22 protein-coding genes are annotated in these 22795 nt (G+C 64.0%); 3 read left to right on the top strand and 19 right to left on the bottom strand.

Annotated elements, in window-relative coordinates; translation table 11 throughout:
- Positions 1–394: 394 nt before the first annotated feature.
- Together AC07OO_RS18025 and AC07OO_RS18030 are read left to right on the top strand one after the other, a co-directional pair.
- A complete protein-coding gene (locus AC07OO_RS18025) occupies positions 395–1207 on the top strand; it encodes a substrate-binding periplasmic protein (protein ID WP_495083515.1) in 813 nt (270 codons plus the stop codon).
- A 28-nt stretch (positions 1208–1235) separates the two neighbouring features.
- Positions 1236–1409: a hypothetical protein gene (locus AC07OO_RS18030; protein ID WP_495083516.1), complete on the top strand. Its 174-nt coding sequence runs from the start codon at positions 1236–1238 to the stop codon at positions 1407–1409.
- Positions 1410–1588: 179 nt separating this feature from the next.
- Here the strand turns inward: AC07OO_RS18030 and AC07OO_RS18035 are convergent, their stop codons facing one another.
- The 19 genes from AC07OO_RS18035 to AC07OO_RS18125 form a co-directional block, all read right to left on the bottom strand.
- Positions 1589–2485 (bottom strand): peptidoglycan DD-metalloendopeptidase family protein, encoded by an 897-nt coding sequence (locus AC07OO_RS18035; RefSeq protein WP_495083517.1) that lies wholly within the window; start codon positions 2483–2485, stop codon positions 1589–1591.
- Positions 2486–2532: 47 nt separating this feature from the next.
- The gene (locus tag AC07OO_RS18040; protein ID WP_495083518.1) at positions 2533–3549 is read right to left on the bottom strand and encodes a trypsin-like peptidase domain-containing protein; all 1017 of its coding nucleotides are present in this window, start codon (positions 3547–3549) and stop codon (positions 2533–2535) included.
- Positions 3546–3953 carry a DUF4124 domain-containing protein gene (locus AC07OO_RS18045; protein WP_495083519.1) on the bottom strand — a complete coding sequence of 136 codons (408 nt, stop codon included), beginning with the start codon at positions 3951–3953 and terminating at the stop codon, positions 3546–3548. Before AC07OO_RS18045 ends, AC07OO_RS18040 begins: the two co-directional genes overlap by 4 nt.
- Positions 3954–4111: 158 nt before the next feature.
- The gene (locus AC07OO_RS18050) at positions 4112–5200 is read right to left on the bottom strand and encodes a TonB family protein (RefSeq protein WP_495083520.1); all 1089 of its coding nucleotides are present in this window, start codon (positions 5198–5200) and stop codon (positions 4112–4114) included.
- A complete protein-coding gene (locus tag AC07OO_RS18055) occupies positions 5197–5694 on the bottom strand; it encodes an ExbD/TolR family protein (protein ID WP_495083521.1) in 498 nt (165 codons plus the stop codon). The genes AC07OO_RS18050 and AC07OO_RS18055 overlap by 4 nt, the downstream gene beginning before the upstream one ends.
- 12 nt (positions 5695–5706) lie before the next feature.
- The gene (locus AC07OO_RS18060; RefSeq protein ID WP_495083522.1) at positions 5707–6201 is read right to left on the bottom strand and encodes an ExbD/TolR family protein; all 495 of its coding nucleotides are present in this window, start codon (positions 6199–6201) and stop codon (positions 5707–5709) included.
- Positions 6202–6214: 13 nt separating this feature from the next.
- Positions 6215–6889, bottom strand: coding sequence for a MotA/TolQ/ExbB proton channel family protein (locus AC07OO_RS18065; protein WP_495083523.1), 675 nt, complete (start codon positions 6887–6889; stop codon positions 6215–6217).
- Positions 6890–6940: 51 nt separating this feature from the next.
- Positions 6941–7270, bottom strand: a complete 330-nt coding sequence (locus AC07OO_RS18070; protein ID WP_495083524.1) for a hypothetical protein — start codon at positions 7268–7270, stop codon at positions 6941–6943.
- Positions 7267–10323, bottom strand: a complete 3057-nt coding sequence (locus AC07OO_RS18075; protein WP_495083525.1) for a tetratricopeptide repeat protein — start codon at positions 10321–10323, stop codon at positions 7267–7269. The genes AC07OO_RS18070 and AC07OO_RS18075 overlap by 4 nt, the downstream gene beginning before the upstream one ends.
- Positions 10307–12229: a tetratricopeptide repeat protein gene (locus AC07OO_RS18080; protein WP_495083526.1), complete on the bottom strand. Its 1923-nt coding sequence runs from the start codon at positions 12227–12229 to the stop codon at positions 10307–10309. The genes AC07OO_RS18075 and AC07OO_RS18080 overlap by 17 nt, the downstream gene beginning before the upstream one ends.
- A gap of 15 nt (positions 12230–12244) precedes the next feature.
- Complete coding sequence (locus tag AC07OO_RS18085; RefSeq protein WP_495083527.1) at positions 12245–12811, bottom strand: AraC family transcriptional regulator; 567 nt, start codon at positions 12809–12811, stop codon at positions 12245–12247.
- Positions 12812–12827: 16 nt separating this feature from the next.
- Entirely contained in the window at positions 12828–13952 is a 1125-nt protein-coding gene (locus AC07OO_RS18090; RefSeq protein WP_495083528.1) for a DUF3570 domain-containing protein, read from the bottom strand.
- A 7-nt stretch (positions 13953–13959) separates the two neighbouring features.
- On the bottom strand, positions 13960–14190 hold the full coding sequence (locus tag AC07OO_RS18095; protein WP_495083529.1) for a DUF4266 domain-containing protein: 231 nt from the start codon (positions 14188–14190) through the stop codon (positions 13960–13962).
- Complete coding sequence (locus tag AC07OO_RS18100; RefSeq protein WP_495083530.1) at positions 14187–14723, bottom strand: peroxiredoxin family protein; 537 nt, start codon at positions 14721–14723, stop codon at positions 14187–14189. The genes AC07OO_RS18095 and AC07OO_RS18100 overlap by 4 nt, the downstream gene beginning before the upstream one ends.
- A gap of 23 nt (positions 14724–14746) precedes the next feature.
- Positions 14747–15415, bottom strand: coding sequence for an outer membrane beta-barrel domain-containing protein (locus tag AC07OO_RS18105; protein WP_495083531.1), 669 nt, complete (start codon positions 15413–15415; stop codon positions 14747–14749).
- A gap of 10 nt (positions 15416–15425) precedes the next feature.
- Entirely contained in the window at positions 15426–16166 is a 741-nt protein-coding gene (locus AC07OO_RS18110) for an SH3 domain-containing protein (protein WP_495083532.1), read from the bottom strand.
- Positions 16167–16180: 14 nt separating this feature from the next.
- Positions 16181–16792, bottom strand: a complete 612-nt coding sequence (locus AC07OO_RS18115) for a hypothetical protein (protein WP_495083533.1) — start codon at positions 16790–16792, stop codon at positions 16181–16183.
- Positions 16793–16796: 4 nt separating this feature from the next.
- Positions 16797–19766, bottom strand: a complete 2970-nt coding sequence (locus AC07OO_RS18120) for an HzsA-related protein (protein WP_495083534.1) — start codon at positions 19764–19766, stop codon at positions 16797–16799.
- Between the two features lie 41 nt (positions 19767–19807).
- Positions 19808–20815 (bottom strand): FAD:protein FMN transferase, encoded by a 1008-nt coding sequence (locus tag AC07OO_RS18125; protein ID WP_495083535.1) that lies wholly within the window; start codon positions 20813–20815, stop codon positions 19808–19810.
- A 432-nt stretch (positions 20816–21247) separates the two neighbouring features.
- On the opposite strand from AC07OO_RS18125, the gene AC07OO_RS18130 reads away from it, so the two are divergent.
- Positions 21248–22783: an amidohydrolase family protein gene (locus tag AC07OO_RS18130; RefSeq protein WP_495083536.1), complete on the top strand. Its 1536-nt coding sequence runs from the start codon at positions 21248–21250 to the stop codon at positions 22781–22783.
- The last annotated feature ends 12 nt before the right edge of the window (positions 22784–22795 follow it).

Genomic DNA, 22795 nt, shown 5'->3' on the forward strand with positions numbered 1-22795 from the left:
GGCCTGCACCTTGGAGCGGCAGTCGGCGAAAATGGGTAGTGCTTGGCTGCCTGAATGTGAAGATCGCATGCAAATCGTTTTGGTTGTGAGCGAGGAGTGCGTGACGGTGTTGCGGTGAATCGCGCCACGCGCGCAAAATGTAAGCGGCAGTCTAGATTCGCGCCTCCCATAGACAGGTGAAATTGGGTTGCGCCAACGCTAAATTTGGTTACAAGATGCAACCACTCCTATAGAGCCAGGGTGTCTATAAGAACAAAGATACCCGTATTAGGTTTTTTAATCGTGCCTCGTGGAAGTTTTCAACGAAAGTAGCGAGTAGCCCTCGTCGAATATGCCTATGGTGCTACCAAATTTGATGTTTTCAACTGAACCGCATTGGGCTATAACTCTGCACATGCTCACTCGTTGTTTGACTTTGCGGCGCTGGGTGCTCGGCACGCTGTGTGCCGTGGCGGCGTGTGCGGCCCAGGCCAAGGAGTTTCTCGTCGTAGGCACCACCTTTGCCCGCATTTACGAGCAAACGGAGACCGGCGAGTTCATGGGCCTGGGTGCGGAACTGGCGCGCACCATTGCCCAGCAACAGGGCCTGTCGCTGAAGTTCGGCATCTACCCTTGGGCTCGGGCGCAGGAGATGGTGGCCAATGGCAGTGCCGATGTGCTGGTGGGACCGTATAAGACACCGGCACGGGAGGCGCGCTTTGCCTTCGCCGATCAGCCCTTCTACCAAGACAACATGGTGTTCTACAAGCTGGCCGGCTCCAAGGAAAGTTGGGACGGCAGCTACGAATCACTGAAGGGCAAACGCCTGGTCGCCGTCTTGGGCTGGGTCTATGGCAGTCCCTTCGATCAGGAGCGCACCAATCTGGGTGTGACCAACGCGAACACGGTGGAGAGTGGCCTGACGATGCTGCTGAACAACCGCATGGACTTCTTTGTGGCCAACGAGCGCAACACCACGGCCGGTATGGCGGCGCTGGGCAAGTACGACCAGTTCACCGTTGTGTCGCCGATGATCGGCAAAGAGGTGGGCTACTTCGCATTTGCCAAGGATGCCGAGCACGAAGAGCTGCGCCAAGCCTTCAATACGGGCCTGGGCAAGCTGATCGACTCTGGTGAGTACGCTGCCATGGCCAAGCGCTTCAGCATCACGGTGCCGGCGGCGCTAGCGGGCAAGGGGCGTGGGCCCAAGACCGGCACAGGCAAGTAGGCGTGCTGACTGACGGCATACTGTGGCCATGTTTACCATCGAACCCATTGGATTTGTGAAGTCGTCCCGCACGGCTGTGGAAGACGATGCCTGGGGCGCGCACCGCTCCGTGATCACGCTGACGTCTGCCTTTGACAGCACGGCTTTGGCCGGCCTCAGCGAGTTCTCCCATGTGGAATCATCTACTTGTTTGACCGCGTGACCGACGACAAGATTGTTCGCGGCGCACGCCTGTTATCGACATCAAGCCGGTTCTGGCGGAGTTTCTGCCACGTGGCCCGGTGCGCCAGCCATCGTGGTCGGTGGAGTTGATGCGGAAATACTGGGTTTAAGGTGCAAGCAAATCTACCGACGCATTGCTGAGTCGGTCCCTGACCGACCTCAAGCCGCCAAGAACAAAGCGGGGTCCACCATCTTGCGGTTCAGCACAATGGCCCAGTGCAGATGCGGGCCAGTCACGCGCCCCGTAGCGCCTACCGATGCGATGCGCTCACCAGTCTTCACCATATCGCCCACATTGACGTGGATGGCGCTCAAATGGCCCACCATGGTCAACAAGCCACCACCGTGGTCCAGAACCGCCGTATTGCCGCCAAAGAAGTAGTCGCCGGTGTCGATGACACGCCCCGGCAGCGGTGCCAGTACCGGGGTGCCCGATGCGGCCGCGATGTCCATGCCGCTGTGGGGGCTGCGGGCTTGGCCGTTGAACACGCGACGTAGGCCGAAGGAGCTGGAGCGCCGGCCCGGCACGGGCACGGCCATGCGCAGTTGCGCAGATGGGGGCAGAGGCTCGCTGAAGGTCGCCAGCACCTTGGCCATGTGCGTGCGTTCGCGCTCGAAGCGTGCCTCGTCCGCATCGGACAAATCCACCTTGCTGGCAGCGACCTTGAGCTTCTGTACCGGGTAGTCTTTGGGCGCCACGTGGAAGTCCACGGTGCGGCGGCTACCCGTTTCCGTCTGCACCGCAATGCTGGCAGGGCCGGGTGTGGCCGACAGCCCGATACCGACCAATGCGGTCCACTGCCGGGCGTCACCCAGCACCAGCAGGGGTACGTCGTCCAGATAGGCGCTGGGTCGCGTGGCGGCCGGGCCCAGGTTCAAGCGTGCCACACCGCCGGGCACGGCACTGGCGCGCGGCCAAGCCTCGGATGCGGCGGTGGCATGCAAGGGATGCAAGGCCGCCAGGCTCAGGCCTGCTAGCAGGGCGTGGCGGCGGTTTGGCTGCGGGTGTTCGGTGGGCGTATCGATGGGCAGGTGTTTGTGCAGCACAGTAGACAAAAAGAGGGCAAAAAAAAAAGGGCCGAGCCCGCACCGAATGGGCGGGTTTAACGGGTGCGCATGGTGTCCAGCCAGTCCACCGGCACAGCGAAATTGAGGTTTTGCCCCGCCTTGGCCTGGAAGGTGGTAATGCCTATCAAGCGACCGCGGCTATCGAATAAACCACCGCCCGATGAACCGGGTGAAATGGCGGCCGAGGTCTGTATGACCGTGCCATTGGGCATCGTGCGCAGGGCCGATATCAAGCCCTGGCTCAGCGTTCTGTCCAGGCCCTGGGGCGCACCGACGGCATATACGGTCTGCCCAACCCGCAGCAGGTTGCTGGCGGAGCCGCGCGCAACGCCATTGCCCGGCAGATTGGCGACTTGCAGCATGCACAGGTCGAGGTAGGTGTCGGACGTGCTGCTGCTGGCCGAATATTCAGTGCCCCCCAATCGAACCCGTATCTGCACCGCCTGCTGGACGACGTGGCAGTTCGTGACCACCTGTTGCGAGGCTGTGATGACTCCGCTGCCGGTGGCGAATACGCGGCCATACATGTCGGCGGCTTCAATCACCACGACGCTGGGCGCCACAGCTGCATACACCGCCTCAGGGGACAGTTCATTGGTGGGTTGTTGAACCGTGGCGACCGGCATGGTGCCGGGTACCGGGGCAAGCACCGGTGCGGCAGCAATCGTGGGCGTTGGCGTGACAAGCTGTCGCGCTGCCTCAGCCGGCACTTTCTTGGCATGGTGCTGCTGGTACCAGAAGCCAGCCAACACGAGAATGGCGGCGGCCAACACCAAGCCCCGCGGCTTTGCCAGCATGCTCATCACGCCGGATGGCTCTGCGTCCTCATCGGCTGCATCCGCTCGAACGACAGTGCCGTGCCTTTCCTGGCGCAATTTGGTGTCGTATGCCGCGCGGCTGATTGGGGAACCCAATACCTCCTTGGCATGCCGCAGGTAGACCCTTTCGTTGTTGTCTTTGGCAGCGGCCATTTTTTGGTCGACGGCTGCAGCAATCTCCTCCAGGCTCGCCTCGTTGGAGACGCCCAGCGCGGCATACAAATTGGGTTTCATGGACTGGACATCTTCGTACGGCACTGCGCCACGGCCTTCTGGGTCTTGGCCTGGATCTCAGCCGAATCCTGGTTCTTTTTGCGGGTGGCCTGCATCACTTCTTCATACGTCAGAGAGTCGGCCATCGTGTCGGCCACGCACTCGCAGACATTGCGTGGCGCCTTGCAGTTGGCCAGCATCACCGCCTTGAACTCCGCCTTCTCCGCGTCGTTGAGCGGGTTGGTCCCCGCACCGCGGCCCAGCAATTTTTCGCCCTTGCTGGCCGTGTTGGGGCAGGGCGTATCCGAGTAGGAAATGCCCCCACCGGGATTGGTGCACTTATAGGCCGCAGCAAAGGCGCTGCTGCCTCCCAGCAGCAGGCTGGCAGCCACGCAGAGGTAAAGCCAGGGTCTTGTTGTCGTCATGTTCGGTACCGGTAGTTCGGGCAATTGCGGCCGATACTATCGCACGACAGCGCCGCAGGGATGGCCAAGCCCCGCGAAAATGGCCGGAAAATACCGAGACAGGCCCCTAAAACGAGGCTTGGGTCGCCGCAAAAGCGCGCCTGTGCCTGGGTAAACCCTCAGGACGGCAAAAAGTCCACCGGCCAGGTCACGACCATCTGGTCCACGTCCTTGGCAGAAAAGTCAAACTGCCGTACACGGGCCAGCAGCTTGGCCTCCAGTTCTGGTGTCTTCAACTCGCTGGAGACGATGCGGCATTCCGTCACATTGCCCGCCGGCGCAATCTTCAGCTCCAGCACCACCTTGCCCTGCAGGCCGGGCTCGTCGCGCAGCGCCCGGTTGTAGATGGCGTAGATGGCACCCTTGTTGCGCTCAAAGACCAGCTTGATTTCTTCAATGGAACGCGAGGCCTTGCCGCTGCCGCCCTGCGCCAGCTTTCCACCCACACTGCCAGCGCTGCCAAAGCCGCTGCCGGTGCCGTCGCCCCGGCCACGTGCGCCACCCCCACCGGGGCCACCTCCGCCGCCCCCGCCCACCGCGCCTTCGACCAGCGTGGTGGAGCGACCGGCCAGGCCGCCGCCACCGGAGTTGTTGCTGTAGCCGGCCGTGTTGATGCCGCCGCTGCCGCTGGTGGCGTTGGATGTGATCAGCGCGCGCGTGGGCAAGCCCGGGGCGGTGCCCGCACCCACGCCCACACCGGTGCCCGTGCCCACCCCGGGGCCTTGCTTGACCGGCGCCAATTGCACGGCCAGCGGTGCGCCGTGCAGCTCGGCCAGATCCTTGGACATGGCCAAGAGGCCTACGCCCGCTGCCTTGCGGCGCGCAGCATCGGCCTCACCGGGGGATTTGTTGGGCACGGGTACGCGGGCCTCGGGCACGGGCGCCTCCTTGTTCTGCGCTACCTTGCGGGCGGGCTCCGGGTTGCGCGACACGGCTTGAGGCTGCTCGGGCTTGGGCACCAGTTTGGCCGCCGGCATGGCGGGCAGTGGCTTGGCATTCTCCAGCATCATCGTCGCCAACCGCGGCGGCAGATCGGGGGCCTGGCTGCGGTCGGGCACGACCACCGGCATCAGCAAGACGACCAGGCACACGAGCGTGCTGGCAATGAGCACCCCATTGCGCACGCGCGCAAAGCGCAGATCGTCTTCCGGCGAGCCCGCCCAAGGCAAGATGGGCTTGCGGAAGGAAACGGCCAGCGCGGCGCTCATGATTCCAGCCTCTGCCGTACGGCGAAGGACACATCGCTGAAGTTGGCCTGTGCGCTGGTCACCATGATGCGGCGTAGCAGGCGGTAGGGAATCTCCTTGTCACCCATGATGGTCAGGCGCTGGGCCAGCGCCGCGTTGTCTGCGCGCACAACCTGGCGGCTGTTTTGCAACAGGTCCAGCTCGGCTTTCAGCGGGGCTATCAGGTCGTCGCCCTGGGCCAACACATCTACGCTCGAGGCCACTCTGCGGCCATCAACCAGGATGTCGGCACCGCTGACGGTGACCACCACCGTGTCGCGTGGAGCAGTCTCGGACACGGACTCGGGCAACAGCACGGCCTTGGAGTGCGGCAGCGTCTCCACACCACCGGCGTTGCTGAGCAGGAAGAAGATCAGGATCGTGAACACATCGATCAGCGAGACCAGGTTCATGTCCACCATGTTCTGGTTGCGGCCGCGCCGTTCGGCGCGCCTTTGTAGGGGAGTGAGTTTCATGCTGTGTCCAACTCAGGGGTTGCGTGTTGGCGCATCCCCGATGGAGATATTGGGAAACAATTCGGACCGCACCACCTTGTCGCCCTGTGCCATATGGCCCGCGCGCACGACGTCCATGACCTGGACCAGGGTGTCGTAGGGCGTGTTGGGCTCGGCCAGGATGGTGGCATCCGCCTTGTCGGGGAAGCGGGTCTTGAGCTGCTGCACCAGGCGCGACAGGGCTTTCACATCCGGCCCGGTGGGCGTGGCTGCAATGCGTTCAATCAGCCCGCCCAGGCGGTCGCCGACCTCCAGCGCGTCGGCCCGCACAACCACTTCCAATTGCAGGTTGTCCGCCTTGACCTGCTCCAGTGCGCCGGAGTTCTTGGCCGGCAGCGTCAAATCGATGACGGACAGGCGGGTGAACACCGCGGTCGATAGCAGAAAAGGTACCAACACCACGATCAGATTGATGAAGGCGGTGATCTCCAGATGCGCCGCGGTTTTACGAAGGCGTCGGTTTCTCATGGCCGTGCCCGTGTCAGTGCGCCTTGGCGACCGCGCCACCGCCGGTCGTCTGCTCGGCATGGAGGCGCTGCACCAGGTTCAGGAAGCTCATCTTGGCCGCCTCCAGCCCATCCACGATCTCGCTGGTCTGGGCCTGCAGGAAGGCGTGGATCAGCAGGAAGGGAATGGCCACCATCAGCGCGAAGGCCGTGTTGTTCATGGCGATGGAAATACTGGCCGACAGTAGCTCGGCCTTTTCCGCCGGGTTGACCTGGGCCACGGCGGTAAAGCCCTTGATCAGCCCGATGATGGTGCCCAAAAGTCCCACCAGCGTAATGACGTTGGCAAAGGTGGCGATGTAGTGCGTGCGCTTCTCCAGGCGGGGCACGATTTCCATCATGCCTTCTTCCATCGCTGCGTCATAGTCTTCGCGGCGACCAGGGCTTTGCATGCGGGTCAGGCCGTAGTTGACGATCTTGCCCACGGCTGAGTCCGAGCCGGCTGTCAACACACGCACCTCTTTGAATAGGCCCTGTTGCAGCATGGGCAAAGTCTTGGCCCAGACGGAGCGGTTCTGGCTGCGGGCCCGGCTCAGGAACACATAGCGCTCGATCGCAATGGCCACACCCAGGGCCATGATCAGCACGCTGGGGTAAATAAACAGACCGCAATCCTGGAAAAACTTGATGGCTGTGTTGAGGGCGTTCATGGTGGTGGTCTCCGGTAAAAAATCAGGGGGTGAAGTCTGGGTGGGTTATCGCTACTTGGCAGGTGGTGCAGCGGTGGCGGTGGGCTGCGCGGTGTCGGTCGTCTTGGCCTTGGTCAGCGCGTCATAGCGCAGCTCGCGGCGCACCACGTCGCGGTCCAGTGGTGCTAGCGCTTCGTCCAGCACGCTGACCAGGGGACGGCCCGACAGATCGCCAGGCAGTGGTTTCTTCCAGGGCACGATGTACAGCACCTTGGGCAGCTCACGGTTGCCGGTGATGCGGGTGCGGTCGATCTCTGCACGGTCTTGCGCCAGCGCGGGCAAGGCCAGCGCGGTGGCCACGGCCGCAATGCCCATGGCGGTTCGAGCTTGGGTGGTGTTCATGCCTTCTCCTTGCGGTTCTTCAAATCGGCCACCCACTTGGCGACGGTGGCATCACCCGCTGGTGTCAGCGACAGGTAGCGCTCATACAGCGCCAGCGCCTGCTTGCTGTCCCCCAGGTAGAGGTCTTGCAAGATGCCCAGATTGAGGATGGCGGGCGTGTAATTGGCATCCAGCGCAATCGCCTTCTCATAGGCCTGCCGTGCCTTGTCAAACTGGCCGGCCTGGCGCTGGTTGACGCCCAACTGGTTCAGCGAGGCGGCCTGCTCGGCACCCTTGCCATCCAGGCGCTCGGTTTTGCCATAGCGCACCGGGCGCAATTCGCGCAGGGCTTCAAAGCTGCTCTTGACCCATTGGTCGTAGATTCCACTGGCCGCACGCTGGGCATTCAGTGTGTGGATCTCGGTCGCCTTTTCTTCAAACGGGAAAGCCTGCTCTTCCAGCAGCACGTTGTACTGTTCGCGCTCGGCCTTGTTGAGCTTCTTGGGCCGCTCGGAGGCCAGCAGGGCCTTGCCAAAGTCGCGGTAGACGGTGGCGATGCGGTAGCTGGCCTCGGTCGTCACATCGGCCACGCCCATGTCGGTGGCCACGGCATAGGCTTTCAGCGCCTCTTCCATCTTGGCCTTCTTCAGCTTGAGCTGCTTTTGCAGTGGCTCGGTCAAGGCCACTTTGCGGTAGGCATCGGCCGCCGGTTCGGCCAAAGCCAGCGCGGCTGCGGCGCCCAGGTAGCGCGTGCGGTCGGTGCGTGCCGTGCCACCGGTCTGCTCGGCCTGGAAGATGTCCTTTTGCAACGCCAGCGCGCGGGCTGGGTTGTGGTCTTCGCGGGCCAGGCGGGCCAGCCGTGCGCGGGTTTCCAGGGCGGGCTCCAGCGGCTGCGGGTTCTGGGCCAGGTAGCGCTCATAGGCCTTGGCGGCGGCGGGGCGTGCACCGGCTTTCTCGTAGAACTCGGCCGCCTGCCACAGCGCGTCCTTGGCAATGGCGGGGTCCTTGTTGGTTGCTGCCAGGCCTTCGAACTCGGTGGCGGCGTTGGCCCATTGGCCCTTCTCCACGTAGACCACGGCCAGCTTGCCGCCCACCTCGGCCTGCAGCGGATGCTTGGGGTAGCGTTTGCGGAAGTCTTCCAGGCTGCGCGCGGCAGCATCCCAGTCCTTGAGCGCGATGTGCGATGCAGCCGCGTCGTACTGGGCCGCAGCCTGCACTGTGGATTGGGGTGCCACGCCAGCGACCCGCTCGAAGTGGCCGACGGCCGCACGCGTTTCGCCTGCGGTGCGGGCCTGCTCCCCCTGCTTGTAAATGGCCGCGGCATGGCGCTCGACCAAGGCGTCGCGCCCGGCTGCCTTGTCGGGCGTGAGCTTGAGCACCTGGTCGTAGGCCTGCTCGGCGCTGGCAAAGTTGGCGGCGTCAAAGCGCGTATCGGCCAGCACGCTCCAGGCGATGCGGCGTTGGGCATCGGGTGCGGCGGGTTGCCGCTCCAGTATCTGCTGCGCCACGGCCGCGGCCTGCTTGAAGTCTTTGAGTGCCAGCAGTGTTTCGGCTGCATCGGCCAGCACCGGCGCGGCGCGGGTGTCGCTGCCAAAGGCCTTGGCGAAGCGCAGCGCACTGGCCACGCTGGCCTGCTGCAAGGCCGGCCGTTCGCTCGGATTGACTTTCTTCAGTTGCTGCGCGTAGCTGAGCAGGCTGGCGTAGCCGGCATCGGCGCTGGCCGCATGTGCCGGATAGTCGTAGGCCGTCTTATCGTACTCAGTGGTGGCTTGCGCATACTGGCCGTCTTCAAACAAGAGTTCGGCCAGCAGGAAGTTGTTGTGCGCGGCTTGCGGGTCCTTGGGGAAGGCCGCCAGGTAGTCGCGGTACCAGCGCGCAGCCTCCTGGTAGTCGGCAGGGCGCTTGCTCTTTTGTGCGTTGGCATGGTAGTGGCGCGCCAGCTCGACCATATGGGTCTGCACCAGGGGCTGGGCCTTTTGCCAGCCCTCGGGGTTGCTGCTGCGCAGAGCGCTGTTGCTGCCGTAGCGGGCCACGTACTCCCGCTTGGCGTCCAGCGCCAGGTTGGCAAAGCCATTGCGCTCGTAGATGCCAATCACGCGAGCCTGGAAGATGGGGGCCTGCGCGTCCAGCGGGCTGTTGCGGGCGAACAGCGCAAAGGTGTCGGCGGCGTCCTTGACCCGCTCCTGCTTGAGGTATAGCTCACCCAGTTGCGCATAGACGCGAAAGGCATAGCCCTGGCGTTCGGGCGAGTTGATATAGGGTGCGATCGATTCCGCTCCTTTGAGATTGGTCAGGCTCAGGCTGGTGACGCGGAAGGTGTCTTCGACCAGCTCACGGTCGGCGCGGGTCAGGCCTGCTATGGCGTCCAGATCGCCATCGCCGCTGTTGGTGAGCTTGTGGTCCAGCACGCCGAAGAAAGACTGTATGGCTTCTTCCAGTCGACCCTGCTTGAACTGCGACCAGCCCTGCATGTACAGCGCGCGGTCGTGGTAGCGGCCCGCCGCACCGCTGGCCAGTACGGTGGCGTAGGCCTTTTCGGCCTGTGCGTAGTTGCGGGCGGTGAACAGCAGTTCGCCGCGGCGGAATTGAGCCTCGTCGCCGTGCGTGGTGGCGGGGTAATCCTTGACCAGGCGGTCCAGTGTCTTCAAAGCACTGTCCAGATCACCGCCTTGCTCCTGGGCGCGGGCCAGCTGGTACAGCACGCGGTCGTTGCCGGGACTGTTGGGGTAGGCCTTGAGGACATCCTGGTAGCGTGCGATTGCGGTCTTGTAATCGGGTGCGCCGCCGGACGGTGCGTCTTCGCTGTGCTGGTCGGCGCTGTCCATCTCCAGATCGCCAATGCGTCGCATGGCCTCTTCGCGTTGCGGGGCCTTGGGTGCCACCGCCAAGAAGCCACGGTAGGCCGCGATGGCTTGCGCGGGGTTGGCGGCCACGCCGGCGTCTCGTTCCACTGTGACCGTGCGGCCGGCCAGTGTCTTGAGGGTGGGTTCGTTGTCGGGCGTGCCGCGCTGCTTGCTGGCGCAGGCGCTGAGCAGGCAGAGTGTCAGTAGCGTGAGCTTATGGCTGTTTTGCATGGTCTGCCTCCTTGCTTGAGGCGGAGCGGTCGGCGGCATGTTCGGTGCCACGGTCATAGAGCTGGGCCAGCGCAAAGCGGGCTTGTGTGGAGTACGCGCCCAGGCGCTCCTGCTGGCGTGTCAGTGCGGCAATAGCAATGCCTTGCACGGCCTGTTGCTGCTCATGGGTCAGTGCTGCCAGACGGGGCATCAAGGCGTCCAATACCGGGCTGACGGCGGCTATGCGCTTGTCAAACCGTGCGAAGCGTGCGGGCTCGTCTTGCTGTGCCTGTGCCAGGGCGGCATCCAGCCGCTGCGCCGTAGCCAGTTCGTCGGACACGGATTGCAGTTGCTGCCGCGAGCGCCAAACCCGTTCCGGGTATTGCTGCGCCAATTGCCAAGCCAGGGCGCCCGACGCCAGGCGCGCACGCTCGCGGGCATTGCCGCTATCCGCCTGGTCGGCGGTGGCCTTCAGCAGCGACTGCACATTGGCCAGCCGTGCCAGCAGATCCACCTCTTTGGCATCGGCAAAGGCCATGCCATCCGCTGCCTCAACACCGGCCGCAACCAACTGGGCCGCCGCCGCGTGGCGTTCGCGCAGCGGGGCAATGCCGACGGCGTCGGCACGGGCACGCACCTGGGGCAGGCGTTCGGCGAAGGCCTTACGGCGGTTGGCCAGCATGTCGTCAAACACGCTGAGCTTCTCACGCCACTCGTTGAGGTTCTTGGTCAGAAAAATCAGGTCGCGGTAGTTCTTCAGCGCTTCCTGGAAATCGTGCTGAGCCAGCACATGGGCCAAGTGGGCGGCGTGGGGCATATCGGGTAGTTCGCGCACGCCCCAGAACCAGCCCATTTCATCGCCGGGGTTGCTGTCCACCAGCGCCGCCACCAGCTTGCCGGTATTCAGGGCGGCAATGGACTCGTCCAGCGCACCGTACTCGCGGGTGAATGTGGCCACGGCCTGCTCGTAGCCGCGGGCGGACTGGCCGTAGGCGCCCAGTTCCGCATAGGCATAGGGAACGGCGATATGGGCCTCCAGCACGGCCGAATCTTGCACGTCGCGCTCGGTCAGCTCCATCCAGGGCACCAGGGCCAGCTCAGGCTCCTTCATTGAAGCGGCAGCCCAGCCCAGACCCAGCAATGCCTTGTTGGCCTGCAGGCTCTTGAGGCGCACACGCTCCAGGTAGTTGCGCGCGGCCTGGGGCTGGTTGTCGGCCATGGCCGCGAAGCCCAGGGCCAGGTTGGTGCGGTCACGCAGTCCGCGGTATTCCTCGTCTTCGGCCGGGGCGCGACCCAGCTCGTCCAGCACCGCTGTGCCGCGCTCAGTCTGGCTAGCCTTGATCAGCGCCACACCCAGGTTGTAGCGCAGGTAGCGCGCGCTGGGGGCCTTGCTGTCCACGGCAGCCAACGTGGTGGCCGCGGCACTGTATTCGCCCCGTGCCATCTGCAGGTTGGCCTGTAGCAGCGTGCGCTCCTCCTTGAGCTCGGGCGCCAGTGCGCTGCCTATCTGGTCCATGGCCACCTGCGCCTCGGCCAGGTAGCCGCGCTGGTAGCGGATCTTGGCCAGGAAGAACCAGGCCCGGTCGCGCGTGGGCGGTGTTGCACCCATGTCGATCAGGCGGGCAAAGATGTCGCCGGCCTCGCGGTGCAGGCCGTAGGACAGCAGGATGCCGCCGCGCAAGACCTCGGCCTCTTCGCGGTGGTGTGACACGCGGTCAAAGTGCTGGGACACCATCAGCGTGGTGGCCGCTGTGAAATAGTGGTCCTGAAAATATTGGAACAGCGTGTCGCCGTAATGCGGGTCCTTGACCTCACCCGCAGGCTGCGCGTGCAGTGTGCTACCGGCGCATAGCAAGCCCAGCATGACCCCTAGCGCGGCAGCCAGCGGCCGCACCGAGAAGCCTGTGCGGCAAGAAGAATCAGACATCCATTGCATCGGGGTTCATTGCCAAAATTTGATGTCGAATTCGGGCTGCAGCTTGGCACTGGAGTCCTTGATGCGCAGCTCGGCGTACTTGGCCTGGGTGTCTTTTTCAAACTTCACGGTGGCGCCACGCTTGTAGTCACGGGCATGCGGCCCACCTCCGGTGAAAAAAGCCACCAGCTCGTGTGGGCCGGTCCGCAGATTGCCCACGTAAATGCGCTGCACGCCGCCGCGGTGCAGGGCCTGCACCTCCAGTGGGGTGTAGAGGTAGCTGGCCACCAGCTTGTCGTCGATCTTGATCTGTACCGAATCCAGCTCAAACATCTTGCCCACGTCCATGGACACAAACAGCGCCACCTGGGTGTTGGCGGGGAACAGCAGTTCCTCCTCCAGCACCAGCAGGTCGCGGTTGAGCTTGACGACATCGCTCTTGATGTCTTGGATGCGGGTGTCCAGCACGGCGGACTCGGTGGTGGGTGCGGTGGCCGTCGTCGGGGCCGTGGGCGCGTCAGCGGCCCAGGCGGAGCCGAGTCCGCAGAGGCAGGCCAAGCCTGTGTAGATGAGTGTGCGGTGGAGTGGATTCATGGCAGTGCGGTGCGTCTCAGAAAGTGGCGCTCAGGTAGACCTGAAACAGGTTGGCCTGGGTGGCATAGGCCTCACCGGTGCGCAGGTCGGTGAAGTCGCTGAACTTGTAGCTGGTGTACTCATAGGCGCCATGGAGCTTGAGTGCGTATTTGCCGGGCACGGTGTGCAGCTTGTAGGCCACTTTTGCACCCAGACCCACGCTGCTGAAGCTGCTGAGCTGCCGGTTGCGCGAGATGTAGGTGGTTTCAGCCGTGGCGTTGTCGCTGTAGAACAAGGCATGGTCCTGGCGGTAGAAGCGCAGTGAGGTGTCGGCCAACCACTGGTCGCCAAAGTAGCGGCTGTAGCCCACTTCGGCGGTGTGGGCCTTGATGTCCCAGTTGTCCCAGAAGTAGCGGTAGTCGGCATGCACGGCATCGCGCGCGCCTAGGTCGCCAATGATGCGGAATTTGATGGCACGGGCCGAGCGCGTGCGCGGTGTGCGCTCGGCCACGGTGGCGCCAAACACGCGGGCCACGCGGTAGGGGCTGCCCAGAAAGCCGTCGTCGGCCAGCACCTCGGTGTTGGCACTCATGACCCACTTGGGCGACAGGATCTGCGTAACACCCAAGCGGTACTGCCAGTGGGCTGCTACATCGGCAAACTCGGGCGACGCATGCTTGCCAATCGTGTCATTGCCCCGCGTAAAGCCCAGGCTGACCGAGGTCATGCCGCCAAAGGTCTCTTGCGTGATGTCCAGGCCTACGCGGTTAGCCGTGTAGTCGGATTCGCGGCTGGTGGATGTGGTCAGCGAAATCTTGGAATCGCGGTACACATACTCGGCGCCCAGCGCATATTCGGTGCGGCTTTCACTGTAGGGGCTGGCCGTAGTGACCACGTCGATGGATGCATTGCTGACCGAGTCCATGTAGTAGCTGGCCGTCAGCGAGACCTTGTCCATCAACTGCTTGCGCACCAGCAGGGCGGGGCCAGAGGCATTGACGCCGCCGCCGTTGTAGGAGTGGTAGAGCGCTTCGGCCGTGTCCTCGGGCAGGTCGACCGCGCGTGCGCCGCTGGCGGCCAGCACGCCGCTGAGCAGGGTCGCAGCGTGGCGAATCCAGTTCCAACGGTTGGCCCGAGAACGTGCGGTTATGGGGGCGGTCATGCGTGCGTCAGTTGCAGCCACAGCCACCTCCTTGCACGCCGGTGGCGCCGCGTGCGCCTTCGCGGACATCGCGCACGTGCTCGAAATGCTTCTCGGACAGGCTTTCACGGGTGAACTGCATGATGGGGTCAGCCAGGTGTTCGCGTTCATAGGGCTTGACCCAGGGCTGCATTGCACAACCGGTTTGCAGGGCGGCGCACAGCAGCAGGGCGCTGCGGGTCAGGGGTGTCTTTGTCATTTCAGAAGGCCTCGGATTTCTTTGTCGTACAGGTCTTCATAACCCGCGAGGTAGCCGTTGTGCACATGGCGCACGCGGCCGTCGCGGTCTATCAGCACCGTGGTGGGCATGGTGCTGAGGTCGTACAAGCGGCTGACGGCCTTGTCGCTGTCCAGCAGTACCGGAAAACGCAGGCCCATTTTTTGTGCCACGTCGCCGGCATGCTGGCTGTTGTCGTCCACATTGATGCCTAGGAGCACAAAGCCCGCCGCGCGGTAGCGGTCGTAGAGCTTGTTCAATTGCGGCATTTCCTGGCGGCAGGGCCCACACCAAGTGGCCCAGAAGTTGACCAGCACCACCTGCCCCCGCTGCTCCTGCAGGCGCAGATTGGGGCCGCCTATGGTGCGCAGTGTGAAGTCGGGCGCTGCCGCCGACGGTGCAACGGCGGCGGATGCGGGGCCACGGGCAAGCAATGGCAGAGCCAAGGATGCCGCACAGCGCAGCGCAAAGTCGCGTCGCCGCTGCTGGTTGAAAAGGGAAGGGCTTGGGTTCATGGAGAAAAGGGGCAGCACTCAAATCAAAAGGAGGCGGTGAGGCCCAGCGTCAATTCCAGGTTTTGCGTGGTCTGGTTCTTGCCCAGCACATCCAGCGAGAAGATGTGGTCCCGCGCGTCAATCTGCATGGAGATGTTGTCGGTGAAGAAGACCCGCATGCCCGAGCCGAAGTTGAAGGTGGCACGGCGCTGCTGGTTGAACGAGGTGCTGCCCACACCGCCGATCACATACAGCGAGAAGGGCCAGGCGCGCTTGCTGCCCCAGAACACCTCACCAGGCAGCACGTTGTAGCCCACTGAGAGGTTGTAGTAGCTGAGGTTTTCTTTCTCGGTGGCAAATACGCCGCCGGGCAGGATCTGCCGGTAGTTGGCATCGCTGACCTGGGTCTGGGCAAAGACGCCTTCGGCAAAAAAGTCTTCGGTGATGTGGTAGCCCAGGCGCAGGCCCGCCACGGTGCTGGAGCCGAAATTTTGCGTGGAGTAGGTGCCGACGAAGGCGCCCGCTTCGAAGTCATTGGAGGGGAAGCGCGGCAGCTTGATGTCGCGGCGGCTGACACCGGGCACGATGACCTGCTCGGTGGAGGGTGTGGTCGTAGTCGTGGTCGTGGGCGCCGGGTCTGCCGCGCAGGCAGCAAGGGTGGTCAGAGTGGTGGCCGCGGCCAGAACAAGCGTGCGCAGGAGTGGTGTGAGCATGGTGGTGACCTCAGAAGAAAAAGGAGATGCCGGCAGTGACGGCGCGGTATTCGAGCGAGCGTGTGTCGGCGACAAAGGCGGTATAGAACGTGTAGTCACCACGCAGCACAAAGCGGTCGGTCAGGTAGTAGCGCACGCCCAGGCTGGCATTGGCCAGTTGCGCATCGGTCTGCGCGGCGCCCACCAGGCTGGGGTTGGGAATGTTCTTGAACTTACCCAGGCCTATGCTGAAGAAAGGAGAGATGCGCTGGTCCGACCAGGGCTCGCTGAGCACATTGATGTGCCAAAAGTCGGTGCCGGAGAAAACGCCCTGCACTTGGCCCAGCGTGCCTTCGGCACTCAGCGTCTCGGAGAAGCGGTAGCTGGTCCATAGCTTGAGCATGGGCTCGGACTTGAACTGCCCCCAGGCCGCGCCCATTTGCACACGGCGGCTCAGGTAGTCGTCCAGCAGCATATCGCGGAAGGTCTTCTTGTCACCGGCGTCGGTCAGCGTGCTCTCCAATTGCTGGCGCGTGACCCAACCGACCTTGCCGTCTTCGGTGCGCACCTTGTACCAGTCGGTGTGGCGCAGCTCGATGCCAATCCATTGAGAGCGCGGCGCCACAAAGAAGATGGGGAAACCCCGTCCAGGGCCGGTGTGCAGCTCGATATAGGGGTCGGTGATCTGCACCGGCTCTACCGCGCTGGCCAGCGGCGCACAAAGCAAGGTGAGGGCCCCGAGGGTCAGGGCAATGGCGACGCGGATGCTCATGGGTTTGCTGCGCCTCATTGGGTATTGCATGCGCCGGTCTTGGGGTCGGCCGGTGTGAACATGCTGTAGTTGGCCGTGCTGAACTCGTCCTGGCCTTGTGGCACGGGGCGGCTGATCCAGTACTGGATGAGCTTGGCATTGGGATCGTTTTCACTCAAGAAGATGAGGCCACCACCGTGCAGCACGCCCAGCAACAACGGCTTGGCCAGCAGACGGCTTTGCGAGATAGAACCAATGACCACGGCCGCCTGGGCCGAGTAAAAGTTTTTGTACATGTCGCTGGTGCGAATGACGGCCGGTGTATTGGCTGGATCGCTGAGGTCCACGGTGGGCGCATTGGGGAACAGGCGCAATGCGCCGCCGGTGCCTGTCTTCGTTTCATGGCAACCCGATGCCGAGCAGGTGTTGGTGCCCGCGCCGCCGCCTTGCACCGGCAATTGCGCCAGGAAGATCGGATTGATGCAGCGCTGGAAATAGGCGAACGACAAAGACTGCCCTGCGACCATGGCCGGGTTGCTGATGCTGGGCGGGTTGCCCAGCACGTCCGAGCCGCCTCCACCGCAGCCGCACAGTGCGAGGGTGGTGGCCACGGCTGCCAGGGATTGCAGATAGCGATGTGGAATCATGGGTTTAGCAGCCGGTGGCAATCCAGTTGGAAATCTTGTTGTAGTTGGCGTTGCCCACGGGCAGCACCACGGGGTGGGGGGCGCTGGAAGGGCGCTTGAGCAGCGCATTGGCGCCCACGTTGCAGGTGTTGGACACCATGGTCAGCGTCACGTTGTAGTCGCCGCTGGCATCACCCGTCAGCACAAAGCGGTTGTTGCGGAACGAGGTGGCACCTTGGGTCTTGGCCTTGTTGCTGCTGCCCACCGGCTGGTGGCAACCGGCCGCGCAGGTGCTGCGCAAGACGGGCAGCACATCGCTGGCGAAGGCACCCTGGCTCAGGCCCTTGGCCTGCACCATGCTGGCACCGCTGTTGAACGGGTCGTTGTAGTACTTGCCGCCCAGGTCTATCCATTCCGCCAGCAGGCGTTTCTCCGCCTTGTTCAGCATCGCGGCGTGGTTGGGTGCGGTGGTCGGTGGGTTGGGGTGGGCCGTGCGGGCCGCGCTGTCAGAGAACAGGTTCTGGCCGAACAGAATTTCCGCCAGGCGGCTCTTGCGGGCCAGGCCCAGGGCCTCGCCTTCGCTGGCGGCCGTGTCCACCAAGGCCGGCCCGCGCTCTACGATGACCACGCCATCGTCAACGCGGGTCTTGGGCTGGCCGGTGGCGGGGTCGATGACGGGGTCGCCGATCATCAGCTCGTCGTAGGAGCTGATGCGCCCGGTTGCGGCCTGCGTAGCGGTCAGGTCCAGTTTGACCGGGTCGCTGTGGCAGCCCACGCAGGTATTGGCACCGCGGTTGCGTGTCCACAGCGGCTGTATGTGCTCGGGGTAGTTGATGATGCCATTGGTGGGAACCAGCGTAGCCAAGTCGTCGCCGGCCGATGCATTGCCGGTGTAGCGCAGGGCCAGCGCGCCGCGGCCGATGACACCGGGTTTGCTGGTGTCGGCCCACACATCGGCATACACCATGTCGCGCACCAGTTGCAGCGCGCTGGGGTCCAGCCGGGTGCGGGTGCTGGCCATGGTCTCACCCGACAGGTGGGCGCCGGCCATGCTGGGTAGCACAGCGCTGGAGATGGTGTTGACCACGGCGCCGGAATTGAGCGCACCTCCACGGCGCGGGCTGTGGCAGCCGTCGCAGGTGCGGCGCTCGCCGGGGCGCACCTGTATCCAGTTGGTGTGGGTCTGGAAGGCGCGGCCTTGCGTGTCGATCACCGCCAGTGCGATGGGTGTGTCGGCTGGCACCTGCAGCTTGAAGGAGCCATCGGGCTCTATTGGCGCATAGCCCAGGATCTGCTGCATCTCGAACTCGGTTTCTCCAATGGCGCTGCGTGTGCCGGTCATGCCCTCGGGCGGCGCCACGGCGCGCACGGCGCGGACAAAACGGGCCGGTGCACAGCCATAGGCGGCGTCGGCCGGGTCCTTCATGCGCACGATGTCGGCCACCCGGTTGCGGGTGTCTAGCGGATCGGTCGGTGTGGTCTTTGCGATGGCGGTGCTGCAACCGGCCGGCAGGTCGGCCGCAGTCAGCACCTCGTCACCCATGCGGCCCAGCCCGTCGGTGTCGTAGACGCTGCGCACCTCCAGCAGGCCCAGATTCTGCGCAGCCAGTGTGCTGTCCAGTGCCGTGGCGGGCGTGGCATTGGGTTCGGCGCGTGCCTGCAGCGCAACCGGGTGGGTGTACATGAACCCGGGTGGGGGGGCGGCCACGATCAGAAAGGTCTGCTTGGCGGGGTCAAACATGTAGATGGCGTAGGTGGGCCGCACATTGTTTTGGATTTCGTCGGCGTTGGCTTCGGCCATCGAGCGGTTCTCGTCGCTGACGCGGGCCAACTCTTCGGGGGTCAAGGTGGCGCAGGACACCACGACGCCCTTGCGGGTGACCTCGCAAGGCGTGAAGCCCAGCAGCACGCGATCGGTGCCATCCCACAACGGGTAGGGCGTGGTGACGCGGCCATACAGTGAGGCCCCGCCTTCGATGTTCAGTTCTTGCAGCGTCATCTGCTTTTGGCCGCCCTGGGCGGGTGCGGTAGCGTTGGCGGGTGTGTCCTTCTCCGAGTAGTTGGCGGCGTCCACCATGACCAGGCCACCGCCCTCATCGGTGCGCGACAGGGGCATCAGGTCCGAGGTCAGAAAGCCCTTGTACTTGCCCTTGGGGTCCATGTCGCGCGGGTGCAGGAAGCTGTTGCCGGGGCTGTGTGCGCCGTACAGCACAAACAGATCCGTGCCATCGGGCCGGGCGCGGAAGATCTTGAAGTGGTTGCGTCCGGCCACATGGTCCCAGCGCGAGAACATGATGTCGCCATTGGGGCGCACCGTGGGGCTGCGGTCGTGGCTTTGGTTCACCGAAATCTGCGTGATGGCCTGGCCATTGGCATCCATGGTGTGCAGGTTGAACACCCGCTCGCGTTCGTATTCATCCAGCGCGAAATAGGTCTGGCCCACGGCCTGGTTGACGCTGGACTTGGTCTGGCGGTTGGACGTGAACACAAAGCCGCGGCCCGCAGGCAGGTAGGTTGGGTCCACATCGTCCGAGTCTTTGGAGCTGGTGATGCGGCGCAGCGTGCCATTGGTCAGGCTGCCGGCGCTCATGTCGTATTCCCAGATGTTCCAGCGGCCGGTGCAGGCGGGCTGGCCATTGATGGTGCCGGTGTTGGTCGTGGGGCAGCGCATCGAGAACACGATCTTCTTGCCGTCATACGACACATCGGGGTTGGACGCGTCGCCTGTGCCCTGCGTGTAGCCTGCTGTGATGTTGTATTCGGTGGCGCTGACCGAAGACTTCTCGCGTATCAGGATGTCACCGCCGGGTGCCGTGGGCGCGGCATTGGTCGGGTTGGCGCTGATGGTGTTGGAGCGCTTGGCATAGGCGATGGGGGCGTCGCCCGACACGGTCACGGTCTTGGTCTCGTCAGAGCTTCCGTTGCCGCAAGCGGTGATGGCTGCGGCGCATAGGGCCGACGTCGCCCATACGCAGAGGGTCACTCGCATAGTCATGGTGGGGGTCTCGTGTGGAGGTTGTGGGGGCGGCGTGCGGGCTATTGCCGTGTCGTCTGCCGGTCAGGTGCCAGCAGGCCGCGGGAGTAGTGCAGTGCGCCGGCTGCGTCGACGACCACTGCGTCGAGGGTGTGCTGGGCTTCGATCAGGCGCAGGCCTTTCTCCACGCCCAGCACAAAGACGCACTTGGAGAAGGCTTCGGTGCTGAGCCCGTCTTCGCCCAAGACGGTCACGCTGCGCACGCCGCGCGGGGAGTCACCGGTGGCGGGGTCTATCAGGTGGTGAAAGCGTGTGCCATCCGCCTCGTCGAAGTAGCGTTCGTAGTCGCCCGACGTGGAGATGGATGTGTCCTCCAGTGGCAACAGAGCCACCACCTCACCGGGCTGGCGCGGGTCGCAAATGCCTATGGTCCATGGGCGCCCGCGGCGGTCGCCCATGACGCGGCTGTCGCCACCGGCTGAGATGTTGGCGTGGGCAATGCCACAGCGGTGCAGCAGCTTGGCCGCGTTGTCCACGGCGTGGCCTTTGGCAAAGCCGCCCAGGTCAATGCACATGCCGGGGCGGGCAAAGCGCACAGTACGTGCGGCCGCGTCCAGCACCACGTTGCGCCAGCCGACCGCGGCACGCGCCTGGGCCAGTTCGGTGGCCGTGGGACGGGTGCGCTGGCGGTAGTCGTAGAGCCGGCCGACCGCGGCATAGCTGATGTCGAACGCACCCTCGGAGATATGCGCGAAGTGTTCCGCGCGGCTCAGCAGGTGGAACATCTCCTCGCTCAGCGGCACGGCCTCTTGGCCCGCATGGCGGTTGATGCGCGAGAGTTCCGAGTCGGCCTTGTGCGGGCTCATGGTGCGGTCTATGCGGTGCATTTCCTCCATGACGGCGTCGATGGCGGCCTCGCCGTCGGCGCGGTTGTCGCTCCACAACTCCACGCGGATGGAAGTCCCCATGATGGACGCTTCGCGTTTGAACCAGCCACTGGTGGCGGTGTACTGCAAAGGGCCGCCGGCAACGAATTTGCGGCTTGCGGTAGTGCGTGAAATGCCCAACATATGCATGGCTTCCTGTCGTTGTTTGGTGTCGACCCTGGGTGGCTGTGCTGCCGTGTGATAGGCATGCCTACCGCGTTTTGTGCGGCGATTCTTCCATGCGAGATTGCGCAAAGTTGTTCGAAAGTCCGTTGCACATGTAACAGACTGAAAGGCCTGAAACCGGCGCGGACCAAGGTCTTTGCGGCCGCATTTCAAGCGCTGCACGTGGCGGTAGGGCGGGGGCGGAAAGGTGGTGTTTGCACCCGGCGCTATGATGCGCAGCATCCCCTTATTTCTGATCAGAAGGTGTCCCACGCCATGCCAAGCTTTGCCACCGTTTCACGGCCCATGTTCCAGGTCCCCATGTTGCGCGTTCTGCGGCATTTGACACATTTCGTAGCACTCGCAGCAGTCTCTGTAACGCTTAGCGCACAGACACGCTGGAACCCCGAAATGGGTTTGGTGCTGGTTGGCAAGGTGGTGACGATGAATGATGCAGGGGATGTGCTGCCCAATGCCCGTGTGTGGCTGGCCGGCGGCAAGATCATGGCCGTTGCCCGCGCTGGCGAGGCCTTGCCCGATGGCGCCAAAGATGCGCCCGTGGTCGACAGCAAGGGCGTTATCTACCCCGGCATCATCGACCTGCACAACCACCCCGAGTACGCCATCTACCCCTTGCTCCCGGTGAACCGCAAGTACCGCGACCGCTATGAGTGGCGCTGGTACGACGATGTTTACAACAAGCGCATCACCTACCCCCAAGTGGTGCTGGCGCAGCCCCAGTACCTGGACCTGGCGACCGAGATCGGCCGCTATGGTGAATACAAGGCCTTGGCCGGCGGTACCACCAGCCTGCAAGGCGGGCGCACCAATCTGGCCTATTCCAAAGAGGAGTGCCTGGTCCGCAATATCGAGAACTCGGCCGTTGAGTCACGCGTGGCGGCCAGCCGTGTAGATATCGGCCGCAGCGCCAAGGAATGGGCCGCCATGCAGGCCGAGCGCAGCAAGGGGCTGCTGGTGGTGCACCTGGCCGAAGGGCCGTCGCAGCGCATGGCCACCGAGTTTGGCGCCATCAAGGACAGCAACCTCTTGGGGCCCGAGTTGATCGCCATCCACGGTGTGGGGCTGACCGAGCCACAGTTGAAAGAGATGGCCTCGGTGGGCGCCAAGTTGGTGTGGTCGCCGCTGTCCAACTTCATGCTCTACGGCCAGACCGCCAACGTGGAAGCAGCCAAGCGCGCCGGCCTGTCCATCAGCCTGGCGCCGGACTGGGCGCCTTCGGGCAGCAAGTCCAGCCTGGGGGAACTCAAGGTGGCGGACTTGGTCAACAAGCACGCGTTGCACGGCCTGTTCAGCGAGCGCGAGCTGGTGGAGATGGTGACCCGCAAGCCGGCCGATGCCATGGGCTGGAGCCAGCGCCTGGGCCAGATCACCGAGGGCTACCTGGCCGATGTGTTGGTGGTGGATGACCGCCAGGCTGACCCCTACCGCAACCTGATCAACGCCATCGAAGACAACATCCAGCTGGTCGCTGTGCGCGGTGAGCCGTTGTATGGCGATGTGGGCGTGCTCAAGGCCGTGCGCGGCGACGCCGACATTGAAACCACGGCCGTGTTTGCCAAGACCAAGCGCAGCAAGGCGATGACGCCCAATTGCCCCGGCACCAGCCTGCCGGCCATGAGCGTGGCCGAGACCAAAGCACGCATCCAGCAGGGCCTGAAGTTCGACACGGCCCAGTTGGCCGCCAAGCTGACGCTCGAACAATTGGCCAAAGACTTTGCCCAGTGCAATCTGCCGGCACCTACGGGCGCGACCGTCACGTCGGCCGATGCCAAGCGCTTGCTGGCTTGCCGCTTTGGGCTGCCGTTTGAGAAGACACGGTTGAGTGCCTTGACGACGAATGAAGACCCCGAGTTTTTCTCGCGTTTGATGAAGAACCCCAACCTGCCGAAGTACCTGCGGGCCTTGCCGTCCTACTACAAGCAGTGAGTTCAATGAGTT

It is taken from the genome of Rhodoferax sp. GW821-FHT07G04 (assembly GCF_059418585.1).